This is a genomic window from Orlajensenia flava (assembly GCF_004801905.1).
Lineage (GTDB): Bacteria > Actinomycetota > Actinomycetes > Actinomycetales > Microbacteriaceae > Orlajensenia > Orlajensenia flava.
The window spans coordinates 41,341-64,574 of the sequence record NZ_SSSN01000012.1; the positions used below are offsets into that span (position 1 = coordinate 41,341).

The 23,234-nt window shown below is 69.3% G+C and carries 20 protein-coding genes and 1 tRNA gene; 17 read left to right on the forward strand and 4 right to left on the reverse strand.

Going from position 1 to position 23,234, the window contains the following annotated elements; genetic code table 11:
* Positions 1–58: 58 nt before the first annotated feature.
* A complete protein-coding gene (gene acs / locus E6C70_RS14085) occupies positions 59–2,008 on the reverse strand; it encodes an acetate--CoA ligase (protein WP_136425190.1) in 1,950 nt (649 codons plus the stop codon).
* A gap of 454 nt (positions 2,009–2,462) precedes the next feature.
* Between acs and E6C70_RS14090 the strand changes: the two genes are divergently transcribed.
* The 5 genes from E6C70_RS14090 (at position 2,463) to E6C70_RS14110 (ending at position 5,470) form a co-directional block, all read left to right on the forward strand.
* A complete protein-coding gene (locus E6C70_RS14090) occupies positions 2,463–3,614 on the forward strand; it encodes a TadA family conjugal transfer-associated ATPase (protein ID WP_235833527.1) in 1,152 nt (383 codons plus the stop codon).
* A 35-nt stretch (positions 3,615–3,649) separates the two neighbouring features.
* Entirely contained in the window at positions 3,650–4,525 is an 876-nt protein-coding gene (locus E6C70_RS14095) for a type II secretion system F family protein (protein WP_235833533.1), read from the forward strand.
* Positions 4,526–4,630: 105 nt separating this feature from the next.
* Positions 4,631–4,813 carry a DUF4244 domain-containing protein gene (locus tag E6C70_RS14100; RefSeq protein WP_136425192.1) on the forward strand — a complete coding sequence of 61 codons (183 nt, stop codon included), beginning with the start codon at positions 4,631–4,633 and terminating at the stop codon, positions 4,811–4,813.
* Positions 4,814–4,826: 13 nt separating this feature from the next.
* Positions 4,827–5,141: a TadE family type IV pilus minor pilin gene (locus E6C70_RS14105; protein ID WP_136425193.1), complete on the forward strand. Its 315-nt coding sequence runs from the start codon at positions 4,827–4,829 to the stop codon at positions 5,139–5,141.
* Positions 5,138–5,470: an Rv3654c family TadE-like protein gene (locus tag E6C70_RS14110; protein WP_168770972.1), complete on the forward strand. Its 333-nt coding sequence runs from the start codon at positions 5,138–5,140 to the stop codon at positions 5,468–5,470. The genes E6C70_RS14105 and E6C70_RS14110 overlap by 4 nt, the downstream gene beginning before the upstream one ends.
* A gap of 44 nt (positions 5,471–5,514) precedes the next feature.
* Here E6C70_RS14110 and E6C70_RS14115 read toward each other — a convergent pair whose 3' ends face one another.
* On the reverse strand, positions 5,515–5,751 hold the full coding sequence (locus tag E6C70_RS14115) for a hypothetical protein (protein ID WP_136425195.1): 237 nt from the start codon (positions 5,749–5,751) through the stop codon (positions 5,515–5,517).
* A 118-nt stretch (positions 5,752–5,869) separates the two neighbouring features.
* Between E6C70_RS14115 and topA the strand changes: the two genes are divergently transcribed.
* The 4 genes from topA to E6C70_RS14135 all read left to right on the forward strand — a co-directional run bounded on the left by topA (position 5,870) and on the right by E6C70_RS14135 (position 12,095).
* On the forward strand, positions 5,870–8,674 hold the full coding sequence (gene topA / locus E6C70_RS14120) for a type I DNA topoisomerase (RefSeq protein ID WP_407921041.1): 2,805 nt from the start codon (positions 5,870–5,872) through the stop codon (positions 8,672–8,674).
* Positions 8,671–9,291, forward strand: a complete 621-nt coding sequence (tmk, locus tag E6C70_RS14125) for a dTMP kinase (protein ID WP_136425197.1) — start codon at positions 8,671–8,673, stop codon at positions 9,289–9,291. The genes topA and tmk overlap by 4 nt, the downstream gene beginning before the upstream one ends.
* Positions 9,292–9,384: 93 nt before the next feature.
* Positions 9,385–10,566, forward strand: a complete 1,182-nt coding sequence (locus E6C70_RS14130) for a DNA polymerase III subunit delta' (protein ID WP_136425198.1) — start codon at positions 9,385–9,387, stop codon at positions 10,564–10,566.
* The gene (locus E6C70_RS14135; protein ID WP_136425199.1) at positions 10,563–12,095 is read left to right on the forward strand and encodes an alpha/beta hydrolase; all 1,533 of its coding nucleotides are present in this window, start codon (positions 10,563–10,565) and stop codon (positions 12,093–12,095) included. The genes E6C70_RS14130 and E6C70_RS14135 overlap by 4 nt, the downstream gene beginning before the upstream one ends.
* Before the next feature lie 63 nt (positions 12,096–12,158).
* On the opposite strand, the gene E6C70_RS14140 is transcribed toward E6C70_RS14135, so the two are convergent.
* Positions 12,159–12,231 (reverse strand) — tRNA-Thr (locus E6C70_RS14140).
* 93 nt (positions 12,232–12,324) lie between these two features.
* On the opposite strand from E6C70_RS14140, the gene E6C70_RS14145 reads away from it, so the two are divergent.
* The 5 genes from E6C70_RS14145 to E6C70_RS14165 all read left to right on the forward strand — a co-directional run bounded on the left by E6C70_RS14145 (position 12,325) and on the right by E6C70_RS14165 (position 17,481).
* A complete protein-coding gene (locus E6C70_RS14145; protein WP_136425200.1) occupies positions 12,325–13,308 on the forward strand; it encodes a Gfo/Idh/MocA family protein in 984 nt (327 codons plus the stop codon).
* Between the two features lie 62 nt (positions 13,309–13,370).
* Positions 13,371–14,801: a D-alanyl-D-alanine carboxypeptidase/D-alanyl-D-alanine-endopeptidase gene (locus E6C70_RS14150; protein WP_235833534.1), complete on the forward strand. Its 1,431-nt coding sequence runs from the start codon at positions 13,371–13,373 to the stop codon at positions 14,799–14,801.
* A gap of 135 nt (positions 14,802–14,936) precedes the next feature.
* Positions 14,937–16,160 (forward strand): M20/M25/M40 family metallo-hydrolase, encoded by a 1,224-nt coding sequence (locus E6C70_RS14155; RefSeq protein ID WP_235833535.1) that lies wholly within the window; start codon positions 14,937–14,939, stop codon positions 16,158–16,160.
* Positions 16,157–16,750, forward strand: coding sequence for an isochorismatase family protein (locus E6C70_RS14160; protein WP_136425201.1), 594 nt, complete (start codon positions 16,157–16,159; stop codon positions 16,748–16,750). Before E6C70_RS14155 ends, E6C70_RS14160 begins: the two co-directional genes overlap by 4 nt.
* Positions 16,747–17,481, forward strand: coding sequence for an alpha/beta fold hydrolase (locus tag E6C70_RS14165; protein ID WP_168770973.1), 735 nt, complete (start codon positions 16,747–16,749; stop codon positions 17,479–17,481). Before E6C70_RS14160 ends, E6C70_RS14165 begins: the two co-directional genes overlap by 4 nt.
* Before the next feature lie 88 nt (positions 17,482–17,569).
* Here E6C70_RS14165 and E6C70_RS14170 read toward each other — a convergent pair whose 3' ends face one another.
* The gene (locus tag E6C70_RS14170; RefSeq protein WP_136425203.1) at positions 17,570–18,175 is read right to left on the reverse strand and encodes a class I SAM-dependent methyltransferase; all 606 of its coding nucleotides are present in this window, start codon (positions 18,173–18,175) and stop codon (positions 17,570–17,572) included.
* A 41-nt stretch (positions 18,176–18,216) separates the two neighbouring features.
* Between E6C70_RS14170 and hflX the strand changes: the two genes are divergently transcribed.
* The 3 genes from hflX to metE all read left to right on the forward strand — a co-directional run bounded on the left by hflX (position 18,217) and on the right by metE (position 23,197).
* Positions 18,217–19,749, forward strand: a complete 1,533-nt coding sequence (hflX, locus tag E6C70_RS14175; protein WP_136425204.1) for a GTPase HflX — start codon at positions 18,217–18,219, stop codon at positions 19,747–19,749.
* Positions 19,750–19,910: 161 nt separating this feature from the next.
* Entirely contained in the window at positions 19,911–20,864 is a 954-nt protein-coding gene (locus E6C70_RS14180; RefSeq protein ID WP_136425205.1) for a methylenetetrahydrofolate reductase, read from the forward strand.
* A complete protein-coding gene (metE, locus tag E6C70_RS14185) occupies positions 20,861–23,197 on the forward strand; it encodes a 5-methyltetrahydropteroyltriglutamate--homocysteine S-methyltransferase (protein WP_136425206.1) in 2,337 nt (778 codons plus the stop codon). The genes E6C70_RS14180 and metE overlap by 4 nt, the downstream gene beginning before the upstream one ends.
* The last annotated feature ends 37 nt before the right edge of the window (positions 23,198–23,234 follow it).

The following is a 23,234-nucleotide window of genomic DNA, read 5'->3' on the forward strand; positions in this document are numbered from 1 at the left end:
CAGCAGGCGACGAAGCCCGCCGGCCCGGCGACGCCGCACGCCACCGTGCGCGTCCGCCTCAGCGCACCTGCTCCATGATGGACGTCATCACACTCGTCTCGGCGAGCGTCGTGGTGTCGCCGATCTCCCGGCCTTCCGCGAGGTCGCGCAGGAGGCGGCGCATGATCTTGCCTGAGCGCGTCTTCGGCAGTTCCGGCACGATGAACACCTGACGGGGCCGCGCGATCGCGCCGATCTGCTTCGAGACGTGGGTGCGCAGCAGCTCGCTGGCCTCCTCGTTCGTCATGACCCCCTGCTGACGTTCCTTGAGAATGACGAAGGCCACGACGGCCTGCCCGGTCGTCTCGTCTGCTGCCCCCACGACGGCGGCCTCCGCGGTGAGGTCGTGCGCCACCAGCGACGATTCGATCTCCGCCGTGGAGAGTCGGTGCCCCGAGACGTTCATGACGTCGTCGACACGGCCCAACAACCAGATGTCGCCATCCGTGTCGCGTCGAGCACCATCGCCGGCGAAGTACTTGTCGCCGAACTTCTCCCAGTAGGTCTCCGTGAAACGCTCCGGGTCTCCCCAGATGCCGCGCAGCATGGACGGCCACGGCTCCGTGACGACGAGCAGTCCGCCATCCGTCCCCGTCACGGGCTCCCCGTCGTCGGACAGGATGTCGATCGAGACACCGGGAATCGCCACCTGCGCCGACCCCGGCTTGAGGTCGGTGATGCCGGGCAGCGCCGAGATCATGATCGCGCCGGTCTCCGTCTGCCACCACGTGTCGACGACCGGGATCGATCCGCCGCCGATGACGTGCCGGTACCAGATCCACGCCTCGGGATTGATCGGTTCTCCGACGGAGCCGAGCAGGCGGAGGGATCGCAGGTCGAACTGCTGCGGAATCTGCCGGCCCATCTTCATGAACGAACGGATGGCGGTGGGCGCCGTGTAGAGGATGGACACCCGGTACTTCTCGATGATCTGCCACCAGCGCCCTGGAATAGGAGTGTCGGGCGTGCCTTCGTAGAGCACCTGCGTCGCGCCGTTGGTGAGCGGCCCGTAGACGACGTAGCTGTGTCCGGTGATCCATCCGACGTCCGCCGTGCACCAGTACACATCGGTCTCGGGATGCAGATCGAAGACGTTGCGGTGCGTGAACGCCGTCTGGGTCAGGTAGCCGCCGGAGGTGTGCAGGATGCCCTTGGGCTTGCCCGTCGTGCCCGAGGTGTAGAGGATGAACAGCGGCTGCTCGGCGGGGAACGCCTTCGCCTCGTGATCGGCGTCGACGAGGGCGATCTCGTCGTCCCACCAGAGGTCGCGGCCCTCCGTCCAGGCGACGTCCTCACCAGTGCGCTTGACGACGAGCACGTGCTCGACGGTCGTCTCGCTCTTCTCGAGTGCGGCGTCGACCGTCTCCTTGAGCGGGAACGGACGACCCTTGCGGTATCCGCCATCCGACGTGATGACGAGCTTCGCCTCAGCGTCCACGATGCGCGAGTGCAGACTGTCGGGGCTGAACCCGCCGAAGACGACGGAGTGGATGGCGCCGATGCGCGCGACGGCGAGCATCGACACGACCGCCTCGGGGATCATCGGGAGGTAGATGGCCACCCGGTCGCCCGCGCTGACGCCCAGGGAGGTGAGGAGGTTCGCCGCCTTCTTGACCTCGGCGGTGAGCTGAGCGTAGGTGATGTCGCGGCTGTCGCCGGGCTCACCCTCCCAGTGGATCGCGATGCGCTCGCCGTTGCCCGCCAGGACGTGCCGGTCGAGGCAGTTGTACGCGACGTTGAGTTCGCCGTCCTCGAACCAGGTGGCGAACGGCGGATTCGACCAGTCCAGCGTCTTCGTGAACGGCGTGTGCCAGTGCAGGAGGTCGCGGGCTTGCTCGCCCCAGAAGCCCACCCGGTCGGCAGCGGCATCCGTGTAGAGATCGGGCTTGGCGATCGCGCCCGCCGCGAATTCGGGGCTCGGCCGGAACCGGCGGATCTCTTCGAGATTGTGGTCGATCTGCACGTTCATGAGGGGTGTTCGCTCCCTTGCGAGAATGGGTGATGGGCGATGCACGCGCCCGGATGCGACGATACCGTCTCAGGACTTTCATCGACGCTCCGTGACGTCATGGGCGGGCTTGCCAGCTGACCGAGAGATCGGGCGGATGCGCAGCGCCGACCTGCCGCCGTGCGCATACGCGCAGGAATCCTGCGTGTCCACCGAAATGAGGACATTGCGACTTGCGCTCACGGCGTGGTGTCGTAGACTTCTCATGCGCCTGAATGAAAACTTCGGGCATGTGGCGCGTCGCGATTCCCCCCAATCTCCGCGCCACCGAGGCGGCACCTGTTCCCCCCAATGGGTGCCGCCCCTTCTTGTTAACGGATGTCCCGTCTCCTCCCGAACCGACCGTTGTGGCCCGGAATTCCACGGATCTTGATGTACCCCGGTCGCGCAGAGCTCGTACCCTAGTGTCGACGTCGTGTCCCTCGTCATCGAGCCGTACCTGCCGACTCCGCTGTTGCAGCGCGGGGAGGTGACCGCTGCGACCTCCGCAAGGTCGACCAAGGGATCGGGGTACACGCCAGTACCCGATGGCCTTTCGCCGAACGACGCCATCATCGCCGAAGCCGGCGATCGAGACAGGCCGCGCGATGCCCGGCCCGCGCGCCACCGGCTCGGCAGGCAACGGGTCGTTGCGGCGGCGTCGACCATCGAAACGGCTCCGCTCGGCCCACTCGCCGCTTTCGTCACGGAGAAGACCACCGATCTGCTCGTGAATGGGGCGGCTGGCCTCTGGGTCGATGACGGGCATGGACCGACCCGCGCGTCAGGTTGGTCACTCGACGAGGCCGCCGTGCGTGAACTCGCCATCCGACTCATCGCGATCGGCGGGCGGCACGTGGACGAGGCGCATCCGTGCGTCGACGTCCGCATCGGGGCGGGGGTGCGCGTGCACGTCGTCCTGCCTCCCGTTTCGACGAGCGGGACGCTGCTCTCGGTGCGCATCCCCCGGCTCTCGACCTCTCGCCTCACCGACCTGCGCGCCGCAGGCATGCTCACCGGCGACGAGGCGCAGCGGCTCGCGAGCGTCGTCGAAGCCCGCGAGAATCTGCTCATCACCGGCGCGGCGGGCGTCGGGAAGACCACGCTGTTGGCCGCCCTCCTCGCGGAGGCCGATGGCGGCGAGCGCATCGTGACGGTGGAGGACGTGGCCGAACTGCGGGTCGACCACCCCCACGTTGTCGGCCTCGAGGCGCGTCAGTCGAACCTGGAGGGGGCCGGAGGAGTCGGACTCGACCAGTTGGTGCGCGAGGCCCTGCGGATGCGCCCCGATCGTCTGGTCGTCGGCGAATGTCGCGGAGCCGAACTGCGAGAGCTACTGACCGCCCTGAACACCGGCCACGACGGCGGGGCGGGCACGCTCCACGCGAACTCCATCGACGACGTTCCCGCCCGCTTGGAAGCTCTGGGCGCCCTTGCAGGGATGACGGACGTTGGCGTCGCCCGTCAGGCGGTCAGCGCCATCGGACTCGTCCTCCACCTCGAGCGTGTCGGCGGGGTCAGAAGGCTCGCGCGACTCGGTCGATTCCACCTCGATGCCCACGCACGACTCGCCATCGGACCGGCATGAGACACCGGCATCCGCCTCCACCACCGATCGAGCGGGTGGCGACGGTCGCGCAACGACTGGCCGTCCTGCTCGGAGCAGGCGTCGCACCATCGTCGGCCTTGGCCCACGTGCGAGAGACAGACGACGATGCCGTCCTCGAAGCGGCGGTCGCAGCAGCCGAAGCCGGCGGCGACGTCGCCGTGGCCATTTGCCGGGCCGCGGCCTCCGAGCCCGCGGCGGACGCGTGGCAGGCGGTTGCCGCAGCCTGGTCGGTGTCGTCGGCCGTCGGAGCTCCGCTCGCGTCCACCTTGCGCACGATGGCGGAGTCGTTCCGCGAGGTCGGGCGTCTGCAGCGCGAACTCGTCGTGGCGCTGGCCGGTCCGCGGGCCACCGCCCGGCTCGTGGCCCTGCTGCCCGTCGTCGCTGTCGGGTTCGGCGTGCTCCTCGGGTTCGATACCCTGCGCGTGCTGTTCGCGACACCGATCGGCATCGGCTGCCTCGTGTCTGGTGTGATCCTCCTCCTCGCCGGTTCGCGCTGGAGCGCGGTGATGGTGGCTAGAGCGTCCCGACAGCCGGCGCTGCCCGGCCTCGCCCTCGATCTGACGGCCATCGCCCTTGCGGGCGGGACGTCCATTCCTCGCGCACGGGCGGCGGTCGACGCCTCGGGCATCGTCGCCGGCACGCTCGACGGCACGCGCATCGACGCCGTCCTCGAGCTGGCCGGTCGGGCGGGGATTCCCGCGGGGGAGCTGTTGCGGTCGGAGGCGGACCAGCAGCGGCTCGAGGCGCGAAGCGCCGGACAGGAACGTGCCGCCCGGCTCGGCGTGACGCTGATGGTGCCTCTCGCGTTGTGCGTGCTTCCGGCCTTCATGCTGCTCGGCGTCGCGCCCATGCTCATCTCGGTCGTCTCCTCCACGCGGCTCGAGTTCTGAGTCGATGGCACAGATTTCCGGGCGCTGCGGGAGGTCGGGTTCGGCCTCGAGAGAATCGAGGAGGTTCGTGCCCGACGGCGTCTTCGACGCGAAAGGAGAGTCATCATGGGGTTCATCGAACGGGCTCGTTGCCGGCTTCGAGGCGAGGAGGGATCGGCGACCGCGGAGTACGCGGTGGCAACCATGGCCGCCGTGGGATTCGCGGGACTGCTGGTCGTGATCCTTCGGGGCGACGAGGTGCGCGGCATCCTCACCGATCTCGTGCGTCATGCGCTCACGGTCGGGTGAGGAGCGCGGCAGTGTGACGGCCGAGTTAGCGGTGGTGTTCCCGGCCGTGGCGCTCGTCCTGGGTCTGGCTCTGGGGGCGGTGCAGGTCGTCGCCGTTCAGGTGCGGGTGACGGATGCCGCCGCCGCCGCCGCGCGGGTGCTCTCGCGCGGCGATGGAGCGGGTCGTGCGGCTGCACTCGTCGGTCAGGCCGTGCCGGGCGCCGTCGTCGCGGCGGAGCGCTCCGGCGACCTGGTCTGCGCGCGGGTGGTCGCGGACGCCGGGTCCGGGCCCATGCTGTCGGCGCTCACGGTCTCGGCTCGCTCATGCGCATTGGATGGCGGCCGGTGAGGGACGAACGCGGCTCGGGAACAGTGCTCGGGGTCGGCGTCATCGCCGCAATCCTGACCGTGACTGCGGCGGCTGTCCCAGCGCTCGGACTCCTGGTCGCCCGAGGTCAGGCCGCCGGGGCTGCCGATGCGGCAGCGCTCGCCGGAGCCGACGTGGCGTCGGGCGCGATCGCCGGGTCGATCTGCGATGCGGCGCGTTCCGTCGCGTCGGCCAACCTCGCCACCCTGGGGGACTGCGTCGTCGATGGGCAGAGCATCACGGTCTCCGCCACCGTCGACTGGCTGGGAGTGGGCATCGTCGCCCGATCGCGCGCCGGGCCCCCGCAGTGACGGAGGAATCCGAGCCCCGCGACCGCTGGCCGCTCCGCCGACCGTTACCCGAAGAGTGCTTCGAGGAAGCGGTAGTCGACGGCCGTCGGCCGCTCGTCCCCCTCGGCGTCGAACTCGCGTCCGGCGCCCCGGACATAGAGGTAGCGCTTGTCGGCGGTTCCCGTCGGAATCTCGATCCTGGGCTGCGGCTCGCCCGCTTCCGAGAATCGGGTCGCGATCGTGCGACCCTCGAGCGGCCCATCCATCAGCTTCGCCGTGTACGTGCGCGATGTCGTTTCCATGCATCGATTCTCCTCCCGTGGCGCCGAGAAACAAGGGACTTCGCTCCGACCATCGGCTCACGCCAAGCAATGGTCGCCGCGTGGTGTGTATGGTGTGCCGTTGAGGGGTCGGCACGAAATGCACATTCGCGCGCCAATCCGATTCGAACGTATAAAGAGGAGTCAGGTGCCGGGCAAGAAGCTGGTCATCGTCGAGTCGCCCACGAAGATGAAGTCCATCGCGGGCTATCTCGGCGACGGATACGAAGTGCTCTCGAGCGTGGGGCACATCCGCGACCTCATCGAGCCGAAGAACCTCCCGCCCGAGCTGAAGAAGGGGTCGATCGGAAAGTTCTCGGTCGACGTCGACAACGGCTTCGAGCCTTACTACGTGGTCTCGACGGCGAAGAAGAAGACCGTCGCCGAGCTCAAGCGGGCCCTCAAGGATGCCGACGAACTCCTGCTCGCCACGGATGAGGACCGCGAAGGGGAGGCCATCGCCTGGCATCTCCTCCAAGAGCTCAAGCCCAAGGTCCCGGTCAGGCGCATGGTCTTCCACGAGATCACCAAGGACGCCATCCTCGCCGCCAAGGACAACACGCGGGAGCTGGATACCGCGCTCGTGGACGCACAGGAGACGCGTCGCATCCTCGACCGCCTGTACGGGTACGAGGTCTCGCCCGTGCTGTGGCGCAAGGTGGGGCCGGGCCTCTCAGCCGGCCGCGTTCAGTCCGCAGCCACTCGGATGGTGGTCGATCGCGAACGGGAGCGCCTCGCCTTCGTCGCGGCCGGCTACTGGGATCTCGCCGCCGTGCTCAGCGCCGCGCTCGACGGGTCCGGCACGGATGCCGAGAGCTTCGACGCGCGCCTCGCTCGGGTCGGAGGCCGTCCCGTCGCTTCCGGCAAGGACTTCGACGACCGCGGGCAGCTGACCAGCAAGGCTGTCGTGCTCGACGAGGCGGGCGCTCGCTCGCTTGCCGACGCCCTGCAGGCGGGCGTCGACTTCACCGTGTCCAAGGTCGAGTCCAAGCCGTACTCGCGTCGCCCGTCCGCTCCGTTCACCACGAGCACTCTCCAGCAGGAGGCCGCCCGCAAGCTGCGCTTCTCCGCCCGCCAGACCATGAGCGTGGCGCAGTCGCTGTACGAGAACGGGTACATCACCTATATGCGCACCGACTCGGTGTCGCTCTCGCAGCAGGCCATCGCGGCCGCCCGCAAGCAGGCCGTGAGCCTGTACGGGCCGGACAGCGTTCCCGATAAGCCGCGCGTCTACACCGGCAAATCCAAGAACGCGCAGGAGGCGCACGAGGCGATCCGGCCATCCGGTGACACTTTCCGCACGCCGTCCTCCCTTGCGTCGAGCCTGCACGGCAACGACTTCAAGCTCTACGACCTCATCTGGAAGCGCACGGTCGCCTCGCAGATGGCGGATGTGAAGGGCGTCACGGCATCCGTCACCATCACCGCAGGCCCGACGGCCCCCGCAGCCGAACCGGTGGCCAGTGAGACCATGGCCGAATTCCAGGCGAGCGGCACGGTCATCACGTCGCCCGGATTCCGCGCCGCCTATGAGGAGAGCCGCGACGAGGACCGTCACGCCAGTACCGAGGCGGCCGAGTCCAAGCTTCCGCTGCTCGTCGAGGGCCAGAAGCTCGCGGTCCTACAGATCGATGCCAACGGCCACCAGACCACGCCTCCTCCCCGGTACACCGAGGCCAGCCTCGTGAAGGAGCTCGAAGCCAAGGGCATCGGCCGTCCCTCGACGTTCGCCTCGATCCTCGACACCATCTCGAATCGCGGGTACGTCGAGCACCGCGGGCAGTCGCTCGTGCCCGGGTGGATCGCGTTCCCCGTCGTTCAGCTCTTGGAGGACCATTTCGGCGACCTCGTCGAATACGACTTCACGGCCGAGATGGAGGACGACCTCGACCTGATCGCGAGCGGGAAGGCCGATCGCGTCGACTGGCTCACCCAGTTCTATTTCGGAGACGAGCGTCACAAGGGTCTGCGACAGGTCATCGACAACCTCGGCGAGATCGACCCCCGTGCGGTCAACAGCGCGCCCATCAGCGAGAACATCACCCTGCGGTTCGGTCGCTACGGTCCCTACCTGGAGGTGACCGATCCCGACGCCTCACCGGATGCCAAGCCGCGCATCGTCAACATCCCGCCGCAGCTCGCGCCCGACGAGCTCACCCCCGAGCGCGCGCAGCAGCTCATCGACGCCCCGGTGGTGACCGACCGCGTCATCGGTGTCAACCCCTCCAACGGCAAGCAGGTGGTGGCGAAGGACGGTCGCTTCGGCCCGTACATCACCGAGCTCGAGGCCCCGGCCGACCCGGTCGTCGATCAGCAGACCGGCGAGGTGTCGGACGATCCCGCTCCGAAGAAGGCGAAGAAGACGGCCAAGGCTCCGGTGGACAAGCCGCGCACGGCGTCCATCTTCAAGACCATGGACCTCGCCACGGTCGACCTCGACACCGCCCTACGGCTGCTCGACCTGCCGCGCGTCGTGGGCGCCGACCCCGAGTCGGGCGCCGAGATCACCGCCCAGAACGGCAAGTACGGGCCCTATCTGAAGAAGGGCACCGACTCCCGCTCCCTCACCAGTGAGGAGCAGATCTTCGACGTCGACCTGCCCGCCGCACTGGAGATCTTCGCCCAGCCCAAATACGGCGCCCGCCGCGGCGCATCGAGTTCGCTCAAGGAGTTCGAGGCCGATCCGGTCAGCGGCAAGCCGATCAAGCTGAAGGACGGTCGCTTCGGCGCCTATGTCACCGATGGCGAGACCAACGCCACGATTCCCAAGGGCGAATCGATCGACGACCTCGAGTTCGATCGCGCCGTCCAGCTCCTCGCCGACAAGCGCGCCAAGGGCCCGGCGGGGCCGAAGCGGGCGCCGGCCCGCAAGCCCGCAGTTCGCAAGGCGGCGCCGAAGAAGTGAGCGAGGGACTCTTCATCACTCTCGAGGGGGGCGACGGGTCGGGCAAGTCGACTCAGACCGCCCTGCTCGAGAGGTGGTTGACGGATGCCGGCCGCACGGTGCTCCGCACCCGCGAGCCGGGCGGAACGGACGTCGGCCACGAGCTTCGGGAGATCGTGCTGCATCACCCCGGGGAGATCGCACCGCGCACCGAGGCACTGCTCTACGCTGCCGACCGTGCCCAGCACATCGCCACCCGGGTGCGCCCAGCGCTCGCACGCGGGGAGGTGGTCGTGCAGGACCGCTACCTGGACTCCTCGATCGCCTATCAGGGCGCCGGACGGGTGCTGGGGGCGGGAGAGGTGCGCGAGCTGTCGCTGTGGGCGGCTGACGGTCTTCTTCCGGACTTGACCGTCCTGCTCGACCTCGACGAGGGGGTCGCCCGAGGCAGGCTCGACGCCGCCCGCACGCGCTACGACCGCCTGGAGGCGGAGAAGGCGGAGTTCCATGCCCGAGTGCGAGCCGCCTACCTGGAGCTGGCGACGGCCGAACCCGAGCGCTTCATCGTGATCGATGCGGCGCTCGGCGTCGACGACATCGCGGAGCGCATCCGCGCCCGCGTCGAACCGCTGATCTGACGGGTGCGGCGTGGCGGCTGCGAGCTACCCGGTCCCGCCTATGGCGCCCTGGGGCGCCACGGTGACGTCGGCCGTATCGCATAGCCTTGTCGCATGAGCGTGTGGACCGAGCTGAGCGGGCAACCGGCGGCCATCGAGCTCTTCCGGTCGGCGGCGACGGCGGCGTCCCACCGTGCCGGTTCGGGTGACGCGCCCACCGATTCCGCCATGTCGCACGCCTGGCTCATCACCGGGCCGCCGGGCTCGGGTCGTTCCAACATCGCATACGCCTTCGCGGCCGCGCTCATCTCGGGCGATCCCGACGGCGATGCCGTAACGGCCGCCCAGGTCGAGGCGCGCAGTCATCCCGACCTCGCGGTTCTGAGTACAGAGGGCGTGTCGATCAAGGTCGACGACGTGCGCCAGATCGTCCGGTCGTCGGCCTACTCGCCATCCGTCGGGCGCTATCGCGTCATGGTCATCGAAGACGCGGACCGCATGCCGGAGCGCACGTCCAATGTTCTGCTCAAGGCGCTCGAGGAGCCGCCGGAGCGCACCGTCTGGATCCTCTGCGCTCCGAGCGAGGCCGACCTCATCCCCACCATCCGGTCCCGCGTGCGCAGCGTACGGTTGCGCGTTCCGAGCGTCGATGACGTGGCGGCCCTGCTCATCGCCCGCGACGACGTGCCACCCCCCCTCGCCGAGCAGGCGGCGCGCCACGCGCAGAGTCACATCGGCATGGCCCGACGATTGGCCACCAGCAGGGAGGCGAGAGACCGACGGGACGAGACGCTGGTCGCTGCTCTCGGCATCCGCACCGTGACGGATGCGGTCATGGCCGCTGCGCGCCTGCTCGAGATAGCGGGTGACGACGCGAAGGCCATCACCGCCGAACGGGACGCGGAGGAGCGGCAGAAGGCGCTCCATTCTCTCGGCGTCGAACCCGGCGCGACGGTGCCCGCCGCCCTGCGCGGCCAGCTGAAGGCGCTCGAGGACGATCAGAAGCGTCGGGCCACCCGCAGCCTGCGCGATGGCATCGACCGCATCCTGGTCGACCTGTCCTCCCTCTTCCGCGACGTGCTCATGCGACAGCTCGGACGGCAGGACTCGACCATCAACGTCGAGCTGTCCGACGGGCTCGCCGCAGCCGCATCCCTCTCGACCCCCGCGCAGACCCTGGCCTCGCTCGACGCCATCACCGCCGCGCGCACGCGGATCGAGGGGAACGTCGCCCCGTTGCTCGCCCTCGAGGCGATGCTCATCGCCTTCCGTCGCAGAGAGGAATCCGTCTCATGACGCGTACCGTCCCCCGTTGGACCGCAGCGCTGGCCGCCCTGGCGGTTGCCGCGATCGTCCTCACCGGGTGCGTGCCATCCGCGAGCCGGACCTCGCCGACGTCGACGCCGACCGGCGAGACGGTCCCGGCGCAACTACAGCCCTTCTACGATCAGTCGATCACCTGGACGTCGTGCGGAGGCGGGATGCAGTGCGCGAAGGCCAAGGCGCCCCTCGACTATCGTGACCCCACGACCGGAGAGGTGGAGCTCGCCCTCGTCCGCCACCCGGCGACCGGGGAGAGGATCGGCTCCCTCCTGGTCAATCCGGGCGGTCCGGGCGGCTCGGGCTACGACTTCGTCAAGGACTCGCTCGACTACGCGGTCGACAAGAAGCTGCAGGAGCACTACGACATCGTCGGCTTCGATCCGCGCGGCGTCGCCCGCTCCGACGGAGTCACCTGCCTGGACGCCTCCGCGATGGACCACTACCTCTACGACATCCCGGCTGGCACGCGCGGAAGCGACCAGTGGATAGCCGAGCAGGATGCGACGGCCAAGGCGTTCGCGGCAGCATGCAACGCCAAGACCGGCCCCCTCCTCGACAACGTCGACACCGAGAGCGCGGCGCGCGACCTCGACGTCCTGCGCGCGGCACTCGGCGACAAGAAGCTCAGCTATCTCGGCTACTCCTACGGCACGTTCCTCGGTGCGACCTACGCGGGGCTGTTCCCCGACAAGGCCGGACGGATGGTGCTCGACGGCGCCCTCGACCCGGCAACGAACAACTTCGACGTGACGAAGGAGCAGGCCAAGGGATTCGAGAGTGCCCTGCGCGCCTATCTCGCCGACTGCCTCGGCGACTCCTCGTCCTGTCCGTTCTCCGGATCGGTCGACGGCGCGATGCAGACCATCTCCAAGCTGCTCGCGTCGGTGGAGGCGGGCCCGATCCGAGGCGGCGACGGACGGATGCTCGGTGCCAACACGCTGACGACGGCCATCATCTACCCGCTCTACTCGAAGGAGGGCTGGCCGGCCCTCAGCAAGATGTTCGACTCCGTGCTCGCCGGTGATGCCGACACGGCGTTCTACTACGCGGACCAGTACAACGGACGGCAGGACGACGGCAGCTACAAGGACAATTCGACCGAGGCGTTCATGGCCGTGAACTGCATGGACTACAGCTACAACGACGACCCGAACGCGATGCGCGCGCAGGCCACTGAGCTCGCCGCCGCCGCGCCCGTCATCGGACCGTACTTCGGCTACGGCGACATCGCCTGCGCCAACTGGCCGTATGCGACCCGCGCCGAGCGCACGGAGATCCACGCGAAGGGCGCGCCGCCGATCCTGGTCGTCGGGACAACCAACGACCCCGCGACCCCGTACGTGTGGGCGCAGGCGCTCGCGAAGCAACTCGATTCCGGCGTGCTGGTCACCTACAAGGGCGAGGGCCACACGGCTTACAACAAGTCGAACAGCTGCGTGAACGATGCCGTCGACACGTTCCTGCTCACCGGGAAACCGCCGGCGTCCGACCCGAACTGCTGAGCGAGCGCAGGAGCGCAACCGCAGACGAGAGAAGCCCCGGCGTGATGCCGGGGCTTATGCAAGGGCCGCCTCCGGGAATCGAACCCGGGACCTATTCATTACGAGTGAATCGCTCTGCCGACTGAGCTAAGGCGGCGTCGTGCTCTCACGGCTCACGCCGGATTGCACAGTAGGAAAGCATACCGGGTTCGCGCGACGGCCTCGAACCGGGCCCCGCTACGCTCGAGACATGACGGATGCGCTGCGCTGGGGAATTCTTGCAACGGGCGGAATCGCCCACATGTTCACGAGCGACCTGGTGGCGAACGGCTTCACCGTGCAGGCCGTCGGCTCTCGGAGCCAGGAGTCGGCCGACGCGTTCGCCGCGGAGTTCGACATCCCCCATGCGCATGCCGATTACGCAGCCCTGGCCGCGGACCCCGAGGTAGACATCATCTACGTGTCGACACCGCATCCGTTCCATGCCGAGCACGCGACACTCGCGCTGAACGCCGGCAAGCACGTTCTGGTCGAGAAGCCGTTCACCATCAACGCCGAGGAGGCCGAGGCCGTCATCCGGCTCGCCCGAGAGAAGAACCTGCTGGTCCTGGAGGCCATGTGGACGCGCTGGCTTCCGCACATGGTGCGCATCCGCGAGATCATCGCCGCCGGAACGCTCGGCGATGTCCGCACCCTCATCGCCGACCACACGCAGGACCTGCCCGACGACCCGGGCCACCGCCTCAACGACCTCGCCCTCGGAGGCGGCGCCCTGCTCGACCTCGGCATCTACCCCATCTCGTTCTCCTTCGACCTGTTCGGCGAGCCCGAGACCGTGCAAGCGGTGGCCACGTTCAAGGAGACGGGGGCGGATGCCCAGGTCGCCACCCTGTTCCGTTACTCGGGCGATCAGGTCGCGTCGACCCTCTCGGCCAGCGACACCGCCGGACCGAACGCCGCGATGGTGCTGGGAACGGATGCGCGCATCGAGATCGACGGCGTCTGGTACAGCCCGACGACCTTCCGTGTGGTGAAGCCGGACGGCGAGGTCCTCGAGAGCTTCACGGCGGAGGTGACCGGCCGTGGCATGCAGTTCCAGGCAGCCGAGGCCGAGCGGCTGATCGCCGCGGGGCGCATCTCAGGCGACATCCTCTCGACCGACGAGACGCTCGCCATCATGCGCACCCTCGACACGATCCGCGACCAGATCGGCCTGCGCTACCCGGGCGAGTGAGGCCGCGAGCAATGCTCGTGTTCCGAGGATTCCCAGAGTCGGCCGCGTAGGCTACCGCGGTCATGACCGAACCCGAGCCAACGTCCGAACGTCCGGGCATCAGTCGACTCTTCCGCGAGCACCGCCGTGCGTGGGTCGTCGCCGGCGTCGCCGCGGTGTTCGCGCTCCTGGCGGGTGGAGCAATCGCCGCGGGAGCAGCGACGGTGCCGCCCCCCGGAGTCGCCGCAGCCGCCTCGACGACAGGGACGACTGCACCGACGGCGACCGCGAGACCCGTCGCCGCCAACCCCACCGTCAGCAGGCTGCGCACGTGCTCCGTATCCGCTCAGGCGGCGGATGGCCGGCTCGCCCAGATGCAGGCGCAGGTGCGCAACGCCACCACGGGCGAGTTGCTCTTCGACCGCGGTGGCAGCACCCCGTCGCGCGCGGCGAGCGTCATGAAGGTGCTCACGTCGGCCGCAGCACTCGACGTCCTCGGCCCGGACTACCGCGCTACCACGACGGTCGTGAAGGGCTCGAGTCCCGGTTCGGTCGTACTCGTCGGGGGCGGTGACCTCACCCTCTCCCGACTGCCGGGCGGACAGCACTCCACCTACGACGGCGTGGCGCACCTCGACGACCTGGCGCGACAGGTGAAGGCGGCGTGGAGCGCCGACCCGTCCAATCCTCCGCTGACGACGCTCGTGCTGGATTCCTCGTTCTTCAGCGGTCCGGAGTGGCAACCGAGTTGGAACACCAAGGAGCAGGGTGACGGCTACATGCCGCACATCGCGGCTCTCGAGGTCGACGGGGACCGCGACAACCCCGCGCGAGCGACATCCCCCCGGAGTGACGACCCCGTCGGGCGCGCCGGTCAGGCCTTCGCCGACGAGCTCGGCGTGAGCGACGTTCAACGCGGACCGGCGCCAGCGGGAGCCGCTCAGCTGGGATTCGTGCAGTCTCCGACGGTCGCCTCGCTCATTCAGCAGGCGCTCATCGTCTCGGACAACACGATCGCCGAGATGCTCGGACGCCTGACAGCCATCAAGGCAGGAACCGGCAGCGACTTCGGGTCCATCAACGCCGCCGTCGTGGCCGCCCTCGGCTCGTACGGCATCGACACGACCGGCATCCACGTCGCCGACGGATCGGGTCTCTCCGACGACAACGCCATTCCGCCGAACTACCTGACGCAGCTCTTCGTCAAGATCAACGCCCGCACGGGCGACCTCGGCGTCATCTTCGACGGCCTGCCGATCGCCGGCAAGACGGGATCGCTCTCCTACAGCGACCGCTTCACCGGCGACGCGGCGGTCGCGGATGGATCCGTCTTCGCCAAGACCGGATGGATCGACACCGGCTACACCCTCTCGGGCGTCATCCACTCCTCCGACGGCACCCCGCTCACGTTCGCCGTCTATGCCCTCGGAGACGTCGGCGATGACGCCAAGACCGCCATCGACCTGCTCACGGCGGCGTTCTACCGATGCGGTGACGACCTCTCGAACAACTGACGGTGCCCTGGGCCTTCCAGGAGGCCGGAGTGACGGGGACCTGGTGAACGTGAATCAGGCGATCGCCGTGGAGTCAGGCGGAAATGGCCCATTTCGGCCTGACGCGCGGCCGTTCTCCTGCGCCAGAATCGAGCCATGGACATCGAGGGCGGCCCGCTGAACCGTGCGATGGACGACGGCGTCGCGGATGACGGTGCAATCGCCGCCGACGTGGTCGATCTGCTCGCGGCGCTCGTGCGCATCGACTCGGGCAACGTCCGCCTCGGCGGCCCGGGCAACAGCGTCCTGGCCGAGCTCCTCGCCTGCCGCCTCGAGGAGAGCGGATTCGACGTCCGGACGATCGGCGAGGATGCGCTGCAGCCCAGCGTGATCGCGATCCGGCGCGGAACCGGCGGCGGCCGGACCCTGCTCATCAACGGCCATCTCGACACCGTGCCCGTATCCGGGTCCGCCGGCGACGGGCTCGAGCCCCGGGTCGAGGCGGGTCGTCTCCACGGCCGCGGAAGCTACGACATGAAGAGCGGGATCGCGGCGGCGGTGGTCGCTGCCGAACGCGCAGAGTCGACGGCCGGCGACGTCATCCTGACCCTCGTGGCGGACGAGGAGTTCGGCTCGACGGGCACGGAGGACGTCCTCAGGGCGCTCCGTCACGAGGCGATCGATGGTGGGGTGGTCGTCGAGCCCACCGACCTGCAGCTGACCGTCGCCCATCGCGGGTTCGCCTGGTTCCGGTTGGAGGTGCAGGGCCGTGCGGCTCACGGCTCGCAGCCCGAGCTCGGCGTCGACGCCATTGCGGGTACCGTGCACCTGCTCGACGCGGTGCGCGCCCTCGGCGACACCCTCGCCGGGCGGTCGGCGCATCCGCTGCTCGGCTTCTCGACCGTGCGCGTCTCGACGATCGAGGGAGGAACGGATGCGGCGACCATCGCCGATCACTGCACCGTCACGCTCGAGCGGCGCACCCTGCCGGGTGAGACGCCGCACGCCGTGCGCGCCGAGCTCGAGAGCGTCCTCGCGTCCGCAGCCGAGCGGCTCGGCGTGACCTGGCTGCTCGAGGAGCTCGTCTCGCGTTCCGCCCTCGACACGGCGCCGGGCCCTCTCGAGGATGCCGTGAGCCGGGCGTTCACCGCCGTCATGGGCGAGGCCCCGGTGCGCCGCGGCGACCCGTGGTGGACCGACGCCGGCCTCATCGCCGAGGCGGGCATCCCCGTCCTCGTCCTCGGTGCCGCCGGCGGTGGAGCGCACGCGGCGGACGAGTGGGTCGACATCGAGTCCGTAGCCTCGCTCACCGCCGTGCTGCAGCGTCTCGTCGCCGATTTCTGCGGTGCGAAGATGGAGGGGGACGAGGAGCTACCGTGAGCCGAGCATTGCTGATCATCGACGTGCAGAACGACTTCACCGAGGGGGGAGCGCTCGGCGTTGACGGCGGCGCTGCTGTCGCCGCGGGCGTCAGCCGGCTGCTCGAGGCGCATCCGGATGCCTACGACCTCGTCGTCGCCTCCCGTGACTGGCATGACGCCGACAATGACAATGGCGGACACTTCGCCGGCGAGCAGGCGCCCGATTTCGTCGCCACCTGGCCAGAGCACTGCGTGGCGGGCACGCCCGGCGCCGAGTACCACTCCGACCTCGCGACGGATGCCATCGACATCCACGTGCAGAAGGGGCAGGGGCAGCCGGCGTACTCGATCTTCGAGGGGACGACGCCCGATGGCGAGACGCTCTCGCAGGTGCTCGCCGATCGCGGCATCACCGACATCGACGTCGTCGGTCTCGCGACGGACTACTGCGTGCGTGCGAGCGCCCTCGACGCCATCGAACACGGTCAGCACGTGCGGGTGCTCACCGACCTCGTCGCCGGTGTCGCCGACGAATCGAGCGCCTCCGCCCTCGCGGAGCTCGCTCACGCCGGCGCCGACGTGGTCGACTCCTCCGTGGTCGCCGCGTGAGCCTCTACGCCGAGGCCCGCGACGGAGCGCTCATCTCCTACGACGTGCATGGCGGCGGCCGGCCCGGCGTTCCCGTCCTGTTCGTGCACGGGTTCGCCGCCGATGCCGCCGTCACCTGGGAGCAGACCGGCTGGCTGCGCGCCCTCGGCGACCGACCGCTCGTCACCATGGACCTCCGCGGGCACGGCGCGAGCGACAAGCCGACGGATGCCGACGCGTACGCGCCCATCGTTCAGGGCGCCGACCTGCTCGCCGTCCTCGACTCCGCCGGGGTCGATGAGGTCGACGTCGTCGCCTATTCCATGGGCACGCGCGTCGCCTCGGCCCTTGGTGAGATCGCGCCCGAGCGCATCCGTCGAGTCGTCCTGGGTGGGACCGGCCCCATCGAACGCTTCGCCACATGGGACATCGCGGAGGTGGAACGGATGCTGCACGGGGGAGATCCTGCCGAGGATCGCATCACCCGGGCGGTCCTTCGACGAGCCCTCGAGGCGGGCAACGATCCCGAGGCGATGCTCGCGTGCGTGCGGGGAATGACCGGCGCACCGCTCATCGCGCCCGGCGATGCGCCCGTGCTCTTCGTGGCGGGCGAACTCGACGATGTGACCGAGGGGGCGCGCCAACTCGCGGAGGACTGGAGCGCCCACTACGTCAGCATCCCCGGCCGCGACCACATCAACGTGCTGACCGCACGCGCCTATAAGGACACGGTCGTCGACTTCCTCGCCTAGCCTCTCCTCGCGGAGAAGACGCCGTTGGGCAGTAGATGTCCCGTCGCGGCCCGCCCTGGCGACATCTCCTGCCCAACGGATGGGGGTCTCAGGAGCGCACGGCGCGCAGCACCCGGTAGCCCTTGCCCACTCCCTCGCGCGTGACGGTGAGGTGCGGGAACTCCTCGCGCAGCCACCGGTGCAGCGAGTCGGCTCCGAGGTTCTTCTGCACGACGAGCCAGGCGTCACCGTCATCGGCGACGCGGGGGAGCCAGAGGCGCAGCAACTCGTGCAATGCGTCCTTGCCGATGCGGATGGGAGGGTTCGACCAGACCGTGGCGAAACGCACGTCGGCGGGAACATCCTCGGGTTTCACGGCGTTCACATTGGATACGCCCACCTTCTCCGCATTCCGCCGCACCAGTTCGAGCGCCCGCTCGTTCACGTCAACCGCCCACACCGTCGCATCCGGGGCCTCGAGCGCGAGGGTCAGGGCGACGGGCCCCCATCCGCATCCGAGGTCGAGCAGGTCGCCCGACGTCGGCGGCTTCGGCACGTTGTACAGCAGTTCGGCCGTGCCGTCGTCGATGTGATCGGGGCTGAAGACGCCATTGGCCGTCGTGAGCGTGTACTCCCGACCCGACAGTCGCACATCGATCTGACGGGTCTTCAACTCGGTCGCCGGTGTGGACGTGAAGTAATGCTCCGAGGCCATGTCAGGCAAGTTACCCCACAGGAAGAACTATCGTTAACGCAATGAATGAAACCGAGACCGCCACGCCCAGCGACGACGTCGTCGCCCGCGTCCTGGCCAGCGCCGACTCGCGCGCCGGCTACACCATCTTCGGCGGCTCCGCGCAGGCACTCCAGACCGACCCGGCCAGCGGGATCGGACTCGGCGACGACGCGGATGGCGAACAGTTCGATCGCGAGGATCGCGCTGCTCTCCGCCGCGTCTCCGGACTGTCGACCGAACTCGAGGACGTCACCGAGGTCGAGTACCGCCAGTTGCGTCTGGAGAACGTCGTGCTCATCGGCGTCTACCCCCAGGGTGCCCAGACGGATGCGGAGAACTCCCTCCGCGAACTCGCCGCACTCGCCGAGACCGCCGGCGCCACCGTGCTCGACGGACTGCTGCAGCGCCGACCCCATCCCGATGCCTCGACCTACCTCGGCAAAGGCAAGGCGCAGGAGCTCGCTCTCGTGGTGGCCTCGCTCGGCGCGGACACCGTGATCGCCGACACCGAGCTCGCCCCCAGTCAGCGTCGCGCGCTCGAGGACGTCGTCAAGGTCAAGGTGATCGACCGCACGGCTGTCATCCTCGACATCTTCAGCCAGCATGCCAAGAGCCGGGAGGGCAAGGCGCAGGTCGAGCTCGCGCAGCTCGAGTACCTGCTTCCCCGCCTGCGCGGCTGGGGTGAGTCGATGAGCCGCCAAGCCGGTGGCCAGGTCGGTGGTGCCGGAGCCGGTATGGGCTCGCGTGGCCCGGGTGAGACCAAGATCGAGCTCGATCGTCGTCGCATCCACACCCGCATGGCGAAGCTGCGCAAGCAGATCGTGGCCATGAAGCCCGCTCGCGAGGCCAAGCGGGCCAACCGCAAGCGCAACGCCGTGCCATCCGTCGCCATCGCCGGTTACACCAACGCAGGCAAGTCGAGCCTGCTCAACCGGCTGACGAAGGCCGGCGTGCTGGTCGAGAACGCGCTGTTCGCCACGCTCGACGCCACCGTGCGCAAGAACGTCACGCCCGACGGTCGGGTGTACACCATCGCAGACACCGTCGGGTTCGTGCGCAACCTGCCGCACCAGCTGGTCGAGGCCTTCCGCTCCACCCTCGAGGAGGTCGCCGATTCCGACCTCATCGTCCACGTCGTCGACGCCTCCCACCCCGACCCCGCCGGCCAGATCCAGACCGTGCGCGACGTGATCGGCGAGGTCGACGCCCGACACGTCCCCGAACTCGTCGTGTTCAACAAGGCGGACCTGGTGACGGATGACGACCGCCTCGTCCTCCGCGGGCTCGAGCCGAACGGGGTGTTCGTCTCCGCGCGCACCGGCGAGGGCATCCCCGCGCTGCTGGAGGCGATCGCCGCCCGGTTGCCCGACCCGAGCGTCGAGGTCGACGTGCTGGTGCCGTACACGCGCGGCGACCTGGTGTCGGCGCTTCACGAGCGCGGACGGGTCATCACGGCAGAGCACGAGGCGGATGGCACGCGCATCCGTGCCCTCGTGACCCCCGAGTTCGCCGGATCGCTGACCGCGTACTCGGCGGTGGCCGCAGCTCGATAGGGCCGCGTCAAACGGCGTCACACGGTTCCGCGGTCGGGGGATCGCGGTTAGGCTCGAAATCGTCGGCACCTCCGTGCCGTCAGGAGCGACAGCTGAGCCCGGCACCCGCCCACGACATCGTCCTCGGCCGAGCCGAGGGATCATCGACGCGTGAGGCAGCCATGGAATCGGACACCGCACCCCGACGCGTGCCCGTGTCGTTCGAGCTCTACCCGCCCCGTTCGGATGCGGCAGCCATCGCGCTGGGTCGGTCGATCGACCGACTCGCCGACGCCGATCCGTCGTTCATATCGGTCACGTTCGGCGCCGGGGGGTCCACGCGCGATCGATCTCTCACGGTCCTCAGCTACATCCTCGAGAACACCCGTGTCGAGCCGATGGCCCACCTCACCTGCATCGGTTCATCCGCCGAGGAGGCCAACCAGCTGGTGCGACGGTTCCTCGACGCCGGCATCACGAGCTTCCTCGCCCTCCGGGGGGACCCGCCGACCGACGGCAGCGCCGACGTCGGCGACCTCCGCAGCGCCGCCGAGCTCGTCCAGCTCATCCACCGCGTGCAGCAGGAGCGCGAGCCGTTCACGGAGCAGCCGATGCCCGGCCAGCCCCGCGCCAGTCGGCTGCGCGCTCGGCCACGGCCCGAGCGCGTCGCCGTCGCCGCCTTCCCGAGCGGGCACCCCGACTCGCGGGGCCCGCAGCAGGAGGTCGACGCACTGTTGGCCAAACAGGTCGCCGGCGCGAACCTCGCCATCACGCAGTTGTTCTACCGGGCCGATGACTACCTGGACTTCGTCGAGCGTGCCCGTGCCGGTGGCGTGACCATCGACATCCTGCCGGGCATCATGCCGGCGACGAGCGCCGCGCGCCTGCGCCGCATCGCCGAACTCACCGGCGAGAAGTCGCCCGACGACCTGCTGATCCCGCTCGAGATCGAGCCGACGGATGAGGGCCGGGCAGAGATCGCCACCGAGTTCTTCGCCTCCCTCGCCGCCGACGTCATCGCCGCAGGAGCCCCCGGCCTGCACCTGTATACCCTCAACAAGCACGAGGCGGTGCTCGCGGTGATCGACCGACTGGGCCTCCGTGCCATTCCCGCCACCAGCCAGGAGAATGCATGAGCACGCCGTCCTTCCCGACCGGGACCATCCTGGGTTACCCGCGCATCGGCCGTCGCCGCGAACTCAAGCGGGCGGTGGAGTCGTTCTGGGCGGGCCGCAGTTCCGTGGCAGAACTCGAGGAGGCGGCGTCAGCTCTGCGGGCAGCCACGCGGGAACGGCTCGCGGACCTCGGACTGGGGCGGACGGACTCCGCCATCCCCGAGACGTTCTCGTACTACGACCAGGTGCTCGATGCGGCGGTCGCGGTGGGCGCCATTCCCGACCGCTTCTCCGATCTCGTCGACGCTGACGGAGAGCTCGACCTCGCCGGGTACTTCACGATCGCCCGCGGAGAGGGTGATCGGGCACCGCTCGAGATGACCAAGTGGTTCGACTCCAACTACCACTACCTCGTCCCCGAGATCGCGCCGGACACCGTGTTCCAGCCGAGCGCCGACCGTCTCGTCCGCGCCGTCGAGGAGGCCGCGGATGCCGGCTTCACGACGCGCCCGGTGCTCGTCGGCCCGGTGACCCTGCTCCTGCTGAGCAAGCCGTCCAGCTCCGCGCCCGCCGGCTTCCGGCCGATCGACCGGCTCGCCGACCTGCTGCCCGTGTACGTCGAGCTGCTGCGTCGACTCCACGCAGCGGGGGCGGAGTGGGTGCAACTCGACGAGCCGGCGCTCGTCAACCAATCCATCGAGGTGGATCGCTCCGACCAGCTCACCGCGCTGCGCCAGGCCTACGACGTCCTGGGAGCCGCCTCCCCGCGGCCGGCGATCTTCGTCGCCGCGCCCTACGGCAGCCTCGGCGACGCCCTGGACGTGCTCGCGGCGACCCCTGTCGAGGCGATCGGCCTGGACCTCGTGCGCGGATCCGTCCCGACGGACCTGGCCGAGGCCACGCGAGCAAGGCTCGCGCAGAAGACCCTCGTCGGCGGAGTGATCGACGGCCACAACGTCTGGCGCGGTGATCTCGCCGGCGCCCTCGATGCCGTGCTGTCGCTCGCGGAGCTGTCGTCATCCGTCGCCGTGTCGACGTCCACGTCTCTGCAGCACGTCCCCCACACGACGGAAGACGAGACAGGGCTCGGCGACCGCCTCGACTGGCTGGCCTTCGCCGACGAGAAGGTGCAGCAGGTCGGCGTCCTCGCCCGCGGCCTCCGGGAGGGTCGTGCGGCGGTGGGAGCGGAGCTCGACGCCGCATCCGCCGCGCTGGATCGGCGCCGGGTCGCGCCGGGCGTGCGCGACGGCGCGGTCCGATCCCGCCTGCAGGGCCTGTCCGGTGGCGACTTCTCGCGGATGCCGTACGCCGATCGCGCCCCCGTTCAGGACGCGGAGCTCGAGCTTCCGGCCTTGCCGACGACCACCATCGGCTCCTTTCCCCAGACCGCTGAGATCAGGCGGGCCCGGGCGGCGTTCGCCCGCGGGGAGGCGGAGGAGTCCCATTACGTATCGGAGATGCGCGCCGAGATCCGCCGGGTGATCGACCTGCAGGAGCAGCTCGGGCTGGACGTGCTCGTGCACGGAGAGCCCGAGCGCAACGACATGGTCCAGTACTTCGCCGAGAGGCTGGCCGGGTTCGACGTCACGGAGAACGGCTGGGTGCAGTCGTACGGTTCCCGCTGCACGCGGCCGTCCATCCTCTGGGGTGATGTGTCGCGTCCCGCGCCGATGACGGTGGAGTGGTCTCGGTACGCGCAGAGCCTCACCGAGAAGCCCGTGAAGGGCATGCTCACGGGGCCGGTCACGATTCTCGCGTGGTCGTTCGTCCGCGACGACCAACCGCTGGCCGAGACCGCTCGGCAGGTGGCGCTCGCCCTACGGGACGAGATCGGCGACCTGGAGGCCGCCGGCATCCGCGTCATCCAGGTCGATGAGCCCGCGCTCCGCGAGCTGCTGCCGCTCGAGCGCGACGCTCAATCCGACTACCTGGACTGGTCGGTCGGCGCGTTCCGGCTCGCCACAGGGGGTGCGGCGTCGGCCACGCAGATCCACACCCACCTGTGCTACTCCGAGTTCGGCGTGATCCTCGACGCTGTCCGCGCGCTCGACGCCGACGTCACCTCGATCGAGGCGGCGCGGAGTCGGATGGACGTCGTGGACGACATCGCGTCGAGTGGGTTCGACCACGGAATCGGGCCGGGCGTCTACGACATCCACTCCCCTCGCGTTCCGAGCGTCGACGAGGTCGTCGAGCTCATCGAGAGGGCGAGTGCGGTGGTGCCGGAGCGTGCGCTGTGGATCAACCCCGACTGCGGGCTCAAGACGCGCGGCTACGACGAGACGATCGCGTCGCTGCGCAACATCATCGAGGCGACCCGCGCGGTGCGCGACCGTGCGGGCGTTCCCTCCTGATCTCCGAGCCGTCGAGAACGCAGAAAATGCGGGTTGG

Excerpts from the sequence above, each read along its gene's own strand:
- E6C70_RS14145 (WP_136425200.1), top strand. The coding sequence starts at position 12,325 with ATGACGGATGCGCTGCGCTGGGGAATTCTTGCAACGGGCGGAATCGCC.
- hflX (WP_136425204.1), top strand. The coding sequence starts at position 18,217 with ATGAATGAAACCGAGACCGCCACGCCCAGCGACGACGTCGTCGCCCGC.
- E6C70_RS14115 (WP_136425195.1), bottom strand. The coding sequence starts at position 5,751 with ATGGAAACGACATCGCGCACGTACACGGCGAAGCTGATGGATGGGCCG.
- E6C70_RS14155 (WP_235833535.1), top strand. The coding sequence starts at position 14,937 with ATGGACATCGAGGGCGGCCCGCTGAACCGTGCGATGGACGACGGCGTC.
- E6C70_RS14180 (WP_136425205.1), top strand. The coding sequence starts at position 19,911 with ATGGAATCGGACACCGCACCCCGACGCGTGCCCGTGTCGTTCGAGCTC.
- acs (WP_136425190.1), bottom strand. The coding sequence starts at position 2,008 with ATGAACGTGCAGATCGACCACAATCTCGAAGAGATCCGCCGGTTCCGG.
- metE (WP_136425206.1), top strand. The coding sequence starts at position 20,861 with ATGAGCACGCCGTCCTTCCCGACCGGGACCATCCTGGGTTACCCGCGC.
- topA (WP_407921041.1), top strand. The coding sequence starts at position 5,870 with ATGCACATTCGCGCGCCAATCCGATTCGAACGTATAAAGAGGAGTCAG.
- E6C70_RS14100 (WP_136425192.1), top strand. The coding sequence starts at position 4,631 with ATGGGGTTCATCGAACGGGCTCGTTGCCGGCTTCGAGGCGAGGAGGGA.
- E6C70_RS14135 (WP_136425199.1), top strand. The coding sequence starts at position 10,563 with ATGACGCGTACCGTCCCCCGTTGGACCGCAGCGCTGGCCGCCCTGGCG.
- E6C70_RS14130 (WP_136425198.1), top strand. The coding sequence starts at position 9,385 with ATGAGCGTGTGGACCGAGCTGAGCGGGCAACCGGCGGCCATCGAGCTC.
- E6C70_RS14170 (WP_136425203.1), bottom strand. The coding sequence starts at position 18,175 with ATGGCCTCGGAGCATTACTTCACGTCCACACCGGCGACCGAGTTGAAG.
- E6C70_RS14150 (WP_235833534.1), top strand. The coding sequence starts at position 13,371 with ATGACCGAACCCGAGCCAACGTCCGAACGTCCGGGCATCAGTCGACTC.